Annotated in this window: 8 protein-coding genes and 1 tRNA gene; 4 read left to right on the top strand and 5 right to left on the bottom strand. The window is 66.4% G+C overall.

The window, feature by feature from the left end:
- Positions 1-392: 392 nt before the first annotated feature.
- Positions 393-2,858, top strand: coding sequence for an ABC transporter permease (locus Q8T13_11545; protein ID MDP3718388.1), 2,466 nt, complete (start codon positions 393-395; stop codon positions 2,856-2,858).
- Positions 2,859-2,984: 126 nt separating this feature from the next.
- On the opposite strand, the gene Q8T13_11540 is transcribed toward Q8T13_11545, so the two are convergent.
- Positions 2,985-3,371: a hypothetical protein gene (locus Q8T13_11540; GenBank protein ID MDP3718387.1), complete on the bottom strand. Its 387-nt coding sequence runs from the start codon at positions 3,369-3,371 to the stop codon at positions 2,985-2,987.
- 76 nt (positions 3,372-3,447) lie between these two features.
- Between Q8T13_11540 and Q8T13_11535 the strand changes: the two genes are divergently transcribed.
- From Q8T13_11535 to Q8T13_11525, 3 genes are all read left to right on the top strand, one after another.
- Positions 3,448-3,524: transfer RNA gene (locus Q8T13_11535), tRNA-Pro, on the top strand.
- 145 nt (positions 3,525-3,669) lie between these two features.
- Entirely contained in the window at positions 3,670-4,032 is a 363-nt protein-coding gene (locus Q8T13_11530; protein ID MDP3718386.1) for a PadR family transcriptional regulator, read from the top strand.
- A complete protein-coding gene (locus Q8T13_11525; protein ID MDP3718385.1) occupies positions 4,029-6,641 on the top strand; it encodes an ABC transporter permease in 2,613 nt (870 codons plus the stop codon). The genes Q8T13_11530 and Q8T13_11525 overlap by 4 nt, the downstream gene beginning before the upstream one ends.
- Before the next feature lie 48 nt (positions 6,642-6,689).
- Here Q8T13_11525 and Q8T13_11520 read toward each other — a convergent pair whose 3' ends face one another.
- The 4 genes from Q8T13_11520 to Q8T13_11505 form a co-directional block, all read right to left on the bottom strand.
- A complete protein-coding gene (locus Q8T13_11520) occupies positions 6,690-8,045 on the bottom strand; it encodes a PQQ-binding-like beta-propeller repeat protein (protein ID MDP3718384.1) in 1,356 nt (451 codons plus the stop codon).
- A gap of 97 nt (positions 8,046-8,142) precedes the next feature.
- Positions 8,143-8,877 (bottom strand): MBL fold metallo-hydrolase, encoded by a 735-nt coding sequence (locus tag Q8T13_11515; protein MDP3718383.1) that lies wholly within the window; start codon positions 8,875-8,877, stop codon positions 8,143-8,145.
- A gap of 53 nt (positions 8,878-8,930) precedes the next feature.
- Positions 8,931-10,910 carry a PQQ-binding-like beta-propeller repeat protein gene (locus tag Q8T13_11510; GenBank protein ID MDP3718382.1) on the bottom strand — a complete coding sequence of 660 codons (1,980 nt, stop codon included), beginning with the start codon at positions 10,908-10,910 and terminating at the stop codon, positions 8,931-8,933.
- Complete coding sequence (locus tag Q8T13_11505; protein ID MDP3718381.1) at positions 10,907-13,060, bottom strand: carboxypeptidase-like regulatory domain-containing protein; 2,154 nt, start codon at positions 13,058-13,060, stop codon at positions 10,907-10,909. Before Q8T13_11505 ends, Q8T13_11510 begins: the two co-directional genes overlap by 4 nt.
- Positions 13,061-13,136: the final 76 nt, after the last annotated feature.

Genomic DNA, 13,136 nt, shown 5'->3' with positions numbered 1-13,136 from the left:
TGCCACCAGGTCCGGCTAAAGCCGGACACTACATCGATGTGGTGTCGTGCCGATGTGGTGTCCGCCTTTAGGCGGACCTTGCCTACTGCTCAATGCCGCTGCGCACGAAGTCGACGAGCGCCTTCTTCTGCGCGTCGGTCATGGGCAGGTTGCCGTTGGTCATCATCATCAGGCCGTCGAAGCCCGCCAGCTACTCCGGCGTGAAGAAACTGAAATCCAGCTTCCCGGCCTCCTGCTTGTAGCCCTCGACCGTCGTCACCCCGGCTGCGCTGCGACCAGCACCGATATCCCAACCAGCCCGACCCGCCCCACCCGCCCGACCAGCCCCATTCTCATGGGACGAATACTACGCCGAACCGAACAAAACATGGGGTCCTGGCGTCCAACTGCTAATGGTCGACACTCTGCTTCGCGACATCCGTCACGCCCTCCGCATGTTCGTGCAAAGCCCGGCTTTTGCCTTGGCCGCTGTGGCGGCCCTGACCCTGGGCATTGCCGTGAACACAGCTATTTTCTCGGTGGTAAACGCGGTCTTGCTGCGGCCGCTGCCGTTTCCGGATGCGGAGCGGATCGTCTACTTCATGACCGGCGAGGCCAGCGGCTCCGGACCGATAGCGTCGCCCGCCAAGTTTCAGCATTTTCGCGAGCAGACCCAGGTTGTCGATCGCGTATCGGCGTTCAACCAGGGCGTCGTGAACTACACCGACGGCAGCCAGCCGGAGCAGTTCCGCTCGGGCCGCGTCTCGTCGGAGTTCTTCAGCCTGTTTGGCGCGCGGACCATCCAGGGCCGGACGTTCACGCCCGACGAGGATCGGCCTAGTGGCGATCGCGTGGTGGTGCTCAGCAAGGGCTTGTGGGAAACCCGCTTCCAGGCCGACCCTGCCATCGTCGGCAAAGCGCTGTCGCTTGGCGGCTTCCCATATACCGTCGTGGGCGTGCTTGGCGACTTCAACTTCCAGGACTTCGGCGCCCAGCCGCCCCAGGTGTGGGTGCCGTTTCAGCTCGACCCCAACACCAGCGACCAGGGGCACTACTTCCAGAGCGCGGGCCGCCTGAAGGAGGGCGTGTCGCTCGACCAGGCGAAGGCGCGGATGAACGCGTCGAGCGCTGACTTCAAGGCCAAGTTCGCAAACGGCCTCGGTCCGAACCAGTCGTTCGGCGCCGAGTTGGTCGGGGAAGTGCTGGTCCGCAACGTGCGCCAGTCGCTGTTCGTTCTCGTCGGCGCGGTCGGCTTCGTCCTGCTGATCGCGTGCGCCAACGTCGCCAACCTGCTGCTGGTGCGCGCCACGGGACGCAAGCGGGAGATCGCGATCCGCGCGGCGCTCGGCGGCTCGCGCGGCCGCATCATCAGCCAGGTGATGACCGAGAGCGTCGTGCTGTCGGTGATCGGCGGCGCGCTGGGCCTGGCGTTCGGCACGCTGGCCATCCGCGCGCTGCTGTCGGTGAACACCGCCGGCCTGCCGCGCATTGGCGTCGACGGTGCGCTGGTCGGCATCGACTGGCGGGTGGTGGCCTTCACGGTGGGCATCTCGCTGGCAACCGGCATCCTGTTCGGCTTGATTCCGGCGCTGCAGAGTTCAAAGACCGACCTCAGCTCGACGCTGAAGGAAACCGGCGGCCGCTCGGGTACCGGCTTCCGCCAGAACAAGACCCGCTCCATCCTGGTCGTCGTCGAAGTGGCCCTCGCGCTGACGTTGCTGGTCGGCTCGGCGCTGCTGATTCGCTCGGCGATCGCGTTGTCGCAGGTGAATCCAGGCTTCGACGCCAACAATGTGTTGACCATGCGGATGTCGGTCTCGGGTCCGCAGTACGCGTCGGCACAGGCCGTGGACCTGATGGTGCGCAGCGGCACCGATCGGCTGCGCGCGCTGCCCGGGGTGGTCGCCGCCAGCTCCACGTGCTGCGTGCCGCTCGAGGGCGGCTACGGCCTGCCGTTCGTGATCACCGGCCGCCCGCTCGCCGACGGCCCGTTCCACGGCGGCGGCCAGTGGATCAACATCACGCCCGGCTACTTCGACGTGTTCAAGATTCCAGTGAAGCGCGGTCGCGACTTCACTGACCGCGACGACAGCGTCGCGCCGCCGGTGGTGATCATCAACGAAGCGTTCGCGAACGAGTTCTTCAAGGACACGGACCCGCTGAACGAGCGGCTGGTGATTGGCCGCGGCGTGATGCGCGAGTTTGCGACCGAAGGGGAGCGGCAGATCATCGGGGTGGTCGGCGATACGCGTGACGGCGGCCTGCAGCAGCAGCCGGGGCCGGCCATGTACATTCCCCAGTCCCAAGTGCCCGATGCCGCCAACGCCCTGAACCTCGGGCTGACGCCCATGGGCTGGGTGGTGCGGACCGCCGGCGATCCCTACGCGATGAGCACGGCCGTGCAGGAAGAACTGCGACAGGCGACCGGGCTGCCGGTCTCAAACGTGCGATCAATGGCCGACATCGTCGTGCGCTCGACCTCGCGCCAGCGGTTCAACATGTGGCTGATGACGGTGTTCGGCGCCTCGGCGCTGCTGCTGGCCGCCATCGGCATCTACGGCCTGATGGCCTACACCGTGGAGCAGCGGACGCAGGAGATCGGTATTCGCCTGTCGCTCGGCGCCGACGGCGGCAGCGTGCGGCGCATGGTGGTGTTCCAGGGCATGCGGCTCGCGATCGCTGGTGTCGTGATTGGCCTGGCCGTTTCGTGGGGCCTGGCGCAACTGATGACCGCGTTCCTGTTCGACGTCGAGGCGCGCGACCCGCTGGTCTTCGTCGGCGTGCCGGTGCTGCTGACCGTCGTGGCCTTCTTCGCCGTGTGGTTCCCGGCCCTGCGTGCCGCCAAAGTCGACCCAATGGTGGCGTTGCGTTACGAATAAGCGGGAGGGCACGACTGGTCGGGAGGGCACCTCCTGTCGGGAGGGAACTCCTTGTCGGGATCGCGCTGCAGGTGGAGGCAACCCCTTCTTTGGGGTTGCCTGATATCTGGAGGTGGAGGCAACCCTTTAGGGTTGCCGATCTCCCGTTGACGCCAGTGCCAGCAACACGCCCGGCACGATGAAGATGAAGAAGAAGGGGTCGTAGTTGCTGTGGACCAGGGCCCAGGCGCCGAACGCGATGTAGGCGACCGAGACCACGGCGGGCGCGAACGTGGACGCCGGCTCGCCGCGAAGGCGCTTCAGGAACACGGCGATCACGATGATGCCGAACACCAGCATCGCGGCGCCGCCCCATTTCCAGCCGATCTCGAGGCCGGTCACGAGGTCCGTCGGGGTGTTGGTCCTGGCTAGTTCAGCGCTGAGCGCCTGCCAGCCGAGGAAGGTGTGGGCGCCGCTGCTCAAGACCAGCATGACGCCGGCAATCAGCCCGAGAACGTTGCGGAGTTTGGACATGGCGAGCGGAGAATAATCCCAAAAAGACGAGTTGGGGTGTATTTCGGCCCCGCATTGGGTTATGCTGTTTGGGCGTCGGGGCGTGGCTCAGCCTGGTAGAGCGCTCGGTTCGGGACCGAGAGGTCGAAGGTTCGAATCCTTTCGCCCCGACCAACTTATCGCTAGAAAGGCCCGGGTATACCGGGCCTTTCGCATGTACGGTCCCATTTCTGGTCCCACGTTTATCTCCACAGCGGGCCCACGGCGCCCTCACAACGATTGCGTCTGTATATTGAACGATATATAGTCCGCTCCGAACATGACGGACAGACCACGAAAAGACGACCACCTGCTGCCGTTGAAGCCCAAGGTCCTGCACATTCTGCTGGCCCTGGCCGACGGCCCCCGTCACGGCTACAGCATCATGCAGGAGGTCGCCACACGGACCGAGGGACAGGTCCGGGTGTGGCCGGCCGGCATGTACGGCGCGCTGCGCGAGTTGGAAGAACTCGACTGGATTGTCGAGTCCGAGAAACGCCCCAGTGACGATGACGAGCGGCGACGCTACTTCGCCCTCACGCCGCTCGGCAAGAAGGTGCTGACGAGCGAAGTCCGGCGTCTCGAAGCCATTGTCGATCACGCGCGCGCGAGCCTGGCGCTCAGAAAGCCAGGACGCGCATGAGTTACGGCCACTTCCTCTGGCTGCTGCGCGGCCGCGATGTCCAGGAGCAGCAGGCGATCAAGGACGATGCGGAGCGGTTGCTCGATGCGGCGCGTGCCCGCGGTCGCGGGGCAGTCGTGGCAACCTGGCTCGCCCTGCTGTGGGACCTCCTCATCGTCGGCGCCGGCCACGACGTGGCTCGCGCACTTCGAGCAGTCGTGCGCGCGCCCGGGTTCACGCTCACGGTGTCGCTGCTGCTTGGCCTCGGCGTCGCGGCCACGACCACGCTGTTCGCGCTGGTCAACACCGTCATCCTCAAGCCCTTGCCCTATGCCGAGCCGGAGCAACTGGTCTCGGTCTGGGAGTCGAACGTGCCCCTGAACCGCCTGCGCGAGGGGCCCTCGCCCGGCAACCTTCACGACTGGGTCGCCAACAACGATGCGTTCGAGGCGCTCACCGGGTGGTGGACGGCGCAGGCCACCCTGCGCGGCCGCGATGGCAGCGCGCCCGTCACGGGCGTCCAGGTAACCAAGGGGTTCTTCGAAGTGTTCCGGCGCGCGCCGCTGCTGGGGCGCACCTTCTCGGGCGACGAGTACGACGGCCGGCCGTCGATCCCGTCTGGCCGGGTCGGGCCCGAGCCAATCCTTGTCCTGAGCCATCAGCTGTGGCAGAGCCTCGGGGCCGACCCCTCGCTGGTCGGCGGGTTCCTGTTCGTTGAAGGCCGCAACTGGCGCGTGCTGGGCGTGATGCCGCCCGACTTTGCGATTCCGGATCTTGGCGCCGCCTTCTGGACGCCCTGGGATATGCGCGAGTCCTATAACGGCCCGCGCTTTCCCGAGGGCCCGCCGCGCGAAGCCCGGTTCCTGAAGGTCGCCGGCCGCCTGAAGCCGGAGCTGTCGATCGATGCCGCCGCCGGCAGGATGGAGATGCTCGCGGCCCGCATTGCGGCCAATCAACCGAAGACCAACTCCGACTGGACCGTCCGCCTGGTGCCGCTCAGCGAAGAGTTGGTGCGTTCGAGCCGCACCGGATTGCTGCTGGTCTTCGGCGCGGTGTTCTGCTTGCTGATGCTCGTGTGCGCCAACGTGGCCAGTCTCGCCGTCGCGCGGGCCACGGCGCGTGCGCGCGAACTCGCCATTCGCCTCGCGCTCGGCGCGGGGCGGACCCGCATTGTCAGGGAGCACCTGGCCGAGACGGCCCTCTGCGCCGTGCTGACCGCGCTCGTCGCGATCGTCCTCACGCCGGCGTCATTGGGCGCCGTGATCGCATTTGCCCCATCGGACATCCCGCGGTTGAACGAAGTCGAGGTCAACGCCGGCGTCGTCTCGTTCGCGGTGGCACTGGCGTTCCTCGTGACGATCATCGGCGTGGTCCTGCCGGGGCTTCGCGGCAGCGCTCCGGAAGTTGCGCCCGCGCTGAAGGACGGCGCGCCGGCGTCTGGACAGCACGCGAGCCGGGTTCGTCGCGCGCTGGTGGTTGCGGAAATCGGCGTCACCGTCGTACTGCTCGTCGGCGCCGGCCTGCTGGCCCGCAGTTTCGCCGGCCTCCAGCGCGTTGACCCGGGCTTTGATACCGAGAACCTGCTCGTCATGCGCCTCGCGCCGGATGTGACGAGGTACCGAGGGGCGCCGCAGGTGATCGGCTATTACAACCGGGTGTTCGACTCGATCCGCGAGCTGCCCGGAGTGGCGTCGGTCGCCGCGGTCACCCTGCTCCCGATGAGCACGATCGGCGCGGACTTCTACCGGCCGTATTGGTTGGAGGGCGCCAAGCCTGACGGTTACAAGCTGCCCGAGGCCAACGTTCGCATGGCCTCGCCGGGGTACTTTGCCACGCTGGGGCTGCCACTCGTCTCGGGCCGCGAGTTCCTCGAGCAGGACGCGATCGATGCGCCTCGGGTCGTGATCGTCAACGAAAGCCTGGCGCGAAGCACCTGGCCTGGCCAGGACCCGATCGGCCGCTCGCTCGTGCTCGACTACCAGGGAGGCGCCGGCACCCGCCAGGTCGTCGGCATCGTCCGCGATGCCCGGTACAAGGGCCCGCGCAGCGAGCCGGCGCCCGAGATCTTTGTTCCGCACGCGCAGAATCCCTACCTGGTGATGAACGTTCTGGTGCGCACGACCGTCGAACCCGGCGCTCTGGCCCAATCGGCGCGCGCGCAGGCGCTGAAGGTGGATCCCGACCAACCCGTGCACTCGGTCACGACGATGGAGCGGTTGCTGGACGACACCATGCAACAGGATCGATTCGCGATGCTGTTGGTGGCGTTGTTTGCGGCGGCGGGGCTCGTGACCGCGGCCACCGGCGTGTACGCGCTGCTGGCCTACACGGTGGGGCTGCGGCGTCGTGAGATCGCCGTCCGCATGGCCATTGGCGCGTCATCGGCGTCGGTGGCGCGGCTGGTCGTCATGGAGTCGCTGACGCTCGCACTCGTCGGCTGCGTCGTCGGCGGCCTCGGCGTTGCCGCCGTCAGCCGGCTGGCGCGTTCACTGCTATTCGGCATCGCGCCCGAGGATCCGCTCACGCTGGTCACGACCGCGGGGGTGCTGCTCACCGTGGTGTTGGCGGCCAGCTGGCTGCCGGCGAGACGGGCGGCGCGGATCAACCCGGTGTCGGCCATGCGGGTGTGACAAGGGCGGAGTTTGGTCCGGCTAAAGCCGGACACCACATCGGCCTCGTTAGCGCTCGCCGACCGCCACCAGGTGGCCGCGCGTGCGGAACAGGAACGTGCCTTCTGAGATCGCCGGCGTCGCCATGGCGACTTCGCCCAGCGGGTTGGTGGCCAGCAACTCGTACGCCGGTCCCGCCTTCACCACGTAGACGTCGCCGTCCTCGCTGGTGAAATAGAGGCGGCCACCGGCCGACACTGCCGACGCCGAGAAGCCGGTCCGGCCATCGCCCAGCCGCGCCTGGTAGTGGCGCACACCGGTCTTGGCGTCAAACGCACTCAGCACGCCGTTGTCACGGCAGACGTAAAGAATGTCGCCGACGACGATGGGCGTCTGCATGTAGCCGCCGTCGCGCTGGTAGCTCCAGGCGATGTGGGCGTTCGCGGTTTCGCCCTCCTTCAGCGAGATGTCGCCGGTCGCGGTTGGCTTGATGGCATAGATCGGCGCCATCTTGCCGTGCGCGTTGGTGATGAACACCAGGCCGTGCGCGGCAATGGGCGTGGGGACGGGGATGTCGCCGCCGCCGGTCATGCGCCACACTTCCTTGCCGGTTTCGAGGTCGTAGCCGCCGATGTGCTTCCAGCCGTTGACGATCACCTGGTCGCGGCCGTCCATGTTCACGACCGCGGGCGTGCTCCAGGTCGGCACATCCGCGCGCGGGGTCCGCCACAGTTGCTTGCCGGTGCGCACGTCGAAGGCGGCGACGAACGATCCCTTCTGCACATCCGCCTGCACGATCACGCGGCCGTTGTGGATGATAGGGGAGCTGGCAAAGCCCCACTGCGCCTCGGGCGCCATGAAGAAGCCGGAGTCGAGCGCGCCGAAATCCTTTTTCCACACCAGCCGGCCCTTGAGGTCGTAGGAATACAGGCCCTCGGAGCCGAAGAAGGCCACGACGTGCGTGCCATCGGTCGCAAGGGTCGAACTGGCGTGCGTGGACTTGGGATGGCGCTTGATGATGGGCACGCCGGTCTTGGCCGTCTGCTCCCACCGCAGCTTGCCGGTGTTCTTGTCGAAGCACATCACCATGAACTTGTGCTCGGTGGTGTCGAGCACGGACCCGATGTCGCCGTACAGGCCGACCTTGAGCTGCGGATCCGGGGTGCCGCTGATGGCGCTGGCGGTGCAGACCATGTTGCCCCACACCACGGGACTCGAGTGGCCGAGACCGGCGACCGGCACTTTCCACTTCACGAGCTTGCCGTCGGGCACGCTCCAGTTAACGGGCACGGCCGCGGCATCGTTGACACCGGCGGCGGCAATACCGCGGAAGCCTGGCCAATCGACGCCCGCACGCGGACTGGATGGGGTCTGGGCCGACACACTCCCGAGAACCAAGACCGCCAGTACAACGCTGTACTTCATGAATGCCTCACTCTGAAACACTGAATCACAGAATCAATCAGCGCTGCAGGACAACCCATTCTGGTTCCGTGCTTCCGTGCTTCCGTGCGATGAATTCTCAACGCGGGTACCATTCGGCCAAACGAACATCGATTCCCTTCGGCGTCAGGGCCGCCTTCAGCTCCTGTAGTCCGCGCGTCGTTGGCGTGGGGCGGGCACCGCCAGCCGGTACCGGCCGCACCCATTGCTGGTCGTAGTGGTAGGGATAGACCACCTTCGGGTGGATTGCCGAAATGCAGTCGATCGCGGCGGCCGGCTCCATACGCGCGAGCGGCAGGTTGAGCGGGAAGAATGCCACGTCTACGTTCTTGACGGCCCTCACTTCCGGAACGCACTCGGTGACACCGACCACGTAGATGCGCTTGCCGCCGACGGTGATGACATAACCGTTCGCCTCGCCCTTCGGGTGATACGGGTCGCCCGGCGTGATGTCGTAGGCGCCGACAGCCTCGATGCGGACGGCGCCGAACTCCTTCGTGTCGCCGTTGTTCATCACAATGCCGTCGGGAACCAGCTTCCGTCCGTTCGCAGCGATCACGACCGGCGTGCCGGCCTTGCGCACTTTCGCGATGGCCTTCACGTCCAAGTGGTGGCTCACGTCGTCGGTAATCAGGATCAGGTCCGCAGGCTTCGCCCGAGTGTAGAAATCGCCGGCGCCCCAGGGGTCGATCTGGATCACCGTGCCGGCGTTCTCGATCTGGATGCTCGAGTGGACGAAGGTGGCGATCGCGACGTCGCCGAACTTGTCAGCGGCAACAGCTAGACAGGAGATCAGGAGAATAGGAGAAACCATGATTAATCTCCTGATCTTCTGATCTCCTGTTCGCCTTTCTTGATCTCTCGCGCTCATGGCAATCGATACGCGATTAACTCGCCGGGCCGGATCGAGCTGCCGGCCGCGACGACGATGTACTGCTTGCCGCCGAGCATGTAGGTCATCGGATTTCCTGTTTGCGCGCCGGACATCTGCACCGCGCCCACCTCGGCGCCGGTCTTCTTGTCGTAGGCACGCAGCATGGCGCCGCGTTGACCATCGGGCATCATCACCGTGCCGCCCTCACCGGAGATCAACAGCGTCTTAGTGACGAGCGTGCCGATGCCGCCCGAACTGCCGCCGGCGCCACCAGGACGGCCGGTCCTCGGAATGGTGAGGCCCTTCAGGGCCGGGTGGCTCTTGATCGCATCCGGCGTCTCGCCGTGGGCGATCTGCCAGGCGATCTCACCCTTGTTCATGTCAATCGCGGTGATCCGGCCCCACGGTGGTTTGACGATCGGGAGGCCATTCACCGACAACCCGCCGCCGCCACTCTCGGACGCGCTGCCGTCGGTGATGTAGGCCATGTCCGATCGCTTCGGATCGTTGACCATCGACAGCACGCGAACCAGCGTGTGGGAATACACGTAAAGCATGCCCGTGTCCGGATCGAACGAGCCCCCGGGCCAGTTGGCGCCGTTCGGGATGAACAGCAGGCCCTCTTTGCCGTTCTCGCCCCGGACGATGGGCGGCGTGAACAGCGGGCCAATCTTGTACTTCGCCACCAGCGCCAACGCCTCGGCCTTGATCTCGGGCGTGAAGTCGACGACGTACTCTTCGAGGAAGCCCTGGCGCTCGAAGGGCGGCGGCTTGGTCGGGAACGGCTGCGTCGGCGAGTACCACTCCCGCGGGACCGTGCCCTTCTCGACCGGCCGCTCCTCGATCGGCCAGACGGGCTCGCCGGTCTGGCGATCGAACACGTAGACAAAGCCCTGCTTGGTCGGCTGCGCGACGGCGGCGATCTTGCGGCCGTTGACGGTGATGTCCACCAGGATTGGCGCGCACGGGATGTCGTAGTCCCAGATTGGATGGTGCACGAGCTGGTAATGCCAGATGCGCTTGCCGGTCTGAAGATCCACGGCAAGCAGGGTCTCGGCGAACAGGTTGTCGCCGGGACGATGACCGCCGAAGTAGTCGCCGGTGGGGATCTCGACCGGCAGATAGGCAATGCCGAGTTGCTCGTCCACCGTCATCTGCGTCCACACGCCGGTGTTACCGGTGTACTCCCACGACCCTTCGTGCCAGGTGTCGTTACCGAACTCCCCGGGCATCGGGATGGTGTGGAAGATCCACAGGCGCTTGCCGGTGCGCGCGTCGTAGGCGCGGATGTAGCCCTTGGCGTTCTTGCGGCTGCGCGGGATCGAGCCGGCGCGATGCGCGGCGCCGACCAGCACCACGTTCTTCGCGACCACGGGTGCGCCGTTCCACGCGATCTCGCCCTCAATCGGATCCAGATCCTGGTCCGCGTCCTTCTTCAGGTCAACGACACCGTTGACGCCGAAGTCCTTGAGCGGGTGGCCGGTCTTCGCATCGAGGCCGACCAGCTGGTAGCCGATGGTGACGTAGAAGACGCGTTCGTCGCCCTTGCCGTCGGTCCAGTAGCCGACCCCGCGGCCCGACAGCCGTCGCGACGACCGCTGCGCGCGTGGGCCTTCCTCGAGCCGGTGCATCCACAGCAACTCGCCGGTCGCCGCATTCAGCGCCACGGCGTTGCGATGCTCGCCGGCGGTGGCGTAGAGCACGCCGCCAATCATCAGCGGCGTGGTCTGCAGGTTGAAGTCGGGGCGCGAGCCCAGGTTTTCGGTCCTGAATCGCCAAGCGACTTCGAGATCCTTGAAGTTGGCGGCGTTGATCTGATCGAGCGGGGCATAGCGGGTGACGCCAAGATCGCCGCCCCACGTGCGCCACTCGCCGCCAGTGGTCCCGTATTGGGCGGCCAGTGTCGCCGGCACGAGGAAAAGCACCAGCACGTAGAGGCGGGTCTTTAGACCCGCCTGCACCTTGCGAATCACTTCGCGAGCGGATCCGGCCGCATCTGCAGTTTGTAAACCTTGCTGGTAGTGCCCCTGCCGCCTTCCATGTGGAACGGCGTCCGCGTGCTGATCGTGGCCCAGAGCCCGCGGCCCTTCCAGCCGGCGTTCGGGTCGTCGATCCGGCCATCCATCCACTTGGTGTAGAACCCCTGCGGGTAGGGCACGCGCAGCACCACCCACTTGCCGTCCTTCAAGGCCAGCAACGCTTCAGAGGCGTTGCCGGTGTTGATCGGCACATTGGCGCCCAGGCCGAGCGTGTCGAACTGATCGACCCACGTGTAGTAACTCGCCTCGACGCTGCCGCCGTCGCGCACGCCGCGGAACTGCGGCATCGGCTCGGTATAGAGCGTCCAGCCCTCAGGACAGTGCTGGCCGGTGGCCTTAGGACCGTTCAGCGGACCCTTGCACTTGCGACGGTCGAAGCTCGCGAGGTGACCGCTGGCCAACGCGGCCCAAAATACGCCGTGGCGATCGACGTCGCCGCCGCGGGGCGAGAAGCCGGGTCGCTTCGGATCGTTGAAGGGCGGCTCGTAGACTTCGGCCAGCGCGGTCTCGGGCGGGTTCGTGCCGGGATCCAGCCGCACGACCGATCCTGGATAGCCGAGCACCGTGCCCCAGATCGATCCGTCCGGCGCCGGCGCCACTGAATAGAACGCGGCGCCGTAGCGTTTGTCCTTGGTCGGATCGACCGGCTGGTCGGGTTCGACATAGGCATCCCGGCGGCCATTGCCGTTGGTGTCCATCACCACGGCGGTCCAGCCTTGCGACTTCTGCTCGTCACCGGTCTCGTCGTAGATCTTTCGATTCAACCAGCCCACGACCTGTCCGCCGCCACTGGTCCACAACGTGTTGTTGGCATCCTCGGCAAACATCAGGTGGTGCGTGCCGAAGCAGGTGTCGATGTGCTTGATCTGTTTCGTCTTCGGGTCGTACATCGCGAGTTGGCGTCCCGAGCGCTGCAGCGGGAACAGCTTCGCCGACGGGTGCGCCGAGCCCTCCTTGCACCACGCCGGGTTCTCGGGCGCGCGCACGGCCGAGGTCAGCCACAGCCGGCCCTGCTCGTCGAGCATCGGGTTGTGCACGTTGTTCTTGCTGGTCCAGATCACTTCCTCGCCCCAGTACGGCGACGCCGCCGGGATTTTCGGGGAGGTCGGCGGTGTGTTGGCGTCGCGCACGGTGAGCGGCACCTGGCTGATGGTGTTCGTCACCGGATCGAGCACCGGCACGTAGTCAGCGCTCAACTCGAGCGCACCGTACAGCGAGCCGTTGGCGTTGACCGTGGGACGGCGGCGGTCGGTGGACACGACATCGTGGAGGTAGGCTTTCGGATCGGCCCAGTCCCACATGCTGATGACCACGTTGCGCTCGATGCCCTGTGGCCGCGCCGGCACGGGCGGCAGTTCGCCGCGATTAATGCGGTCGGTCCAATCGGCGAACAGCAGCAGCGCCCGCTCCTTGCCCAGTTGGTTCAGCCCGCCGATCATGTTGCCGCCGGCCTGTCCCGAGGCGAGCCGACGCTCCCACGCGTGCGACAGCGACGGGAAGGCGCCCAGCTCCTTCGGGATCTCGCGAGTGGCCTTGGTGCCCAGCTGGTGACACGCGGTGCAACTGCCCGACTTGATCAGCCGCAGCCACTCGGCCTGGCTCTTGACGTTAGGGTTGATGCCGTTGCCCTGCGGCCCGGTGCCAGGGAACTCGCTCCCTTCGGGGATCCGCAGCATCGATAACCAGTTGCCGGCCGGGTAATACTGCGCGGCGGCGTGGTCGTTTGGTGCGGTGACCGCAGTCAGATCCAGCGTCGTGCCCGGGGCGGCCGTCACCCGCGCCGAGTCGACCAGGCCATAGCCGCGCACGAACACGCTGTAGGTGGCCTTCGGCAGGTCGGGGAGGAGGTATTGTCCGCGGTCGTCGGTGACGACGATCTTCACGTACTTGGTGGGGAGGCCGGTGGTCTCGGCAATCACCCAGACGCCGGCCTCGGGTCCTTTCGAACTGCGGACGATACCGGCGAGGTCATCGCCATCGACGGCAATGGCGGATTGCCTGGCCGTGATCGACGCCATCGACGCCACGACCACGGCGGCGACACCTACGGTGATCAAACTGGCCCGCAGCAGGCGCATCGTCATTGGCTACTCCTTTTGTCGGGGCCTGGCACGGTTACATCGAATTCGTGGCAGTTCTTGCACACGTCGCAGGAACTGC

Source organism: Acidobacteriota bacterium (assembly GCA_030697165.1).
GTDB lineage: Bacteria > Acidobacteriota > Vicinamibacteria > Vicinamibacterales > UBA2999 > 12-FULL-67-14b.
This window is presented reverse-complemented; position numbering and strand designations above follow the sequence as displayed.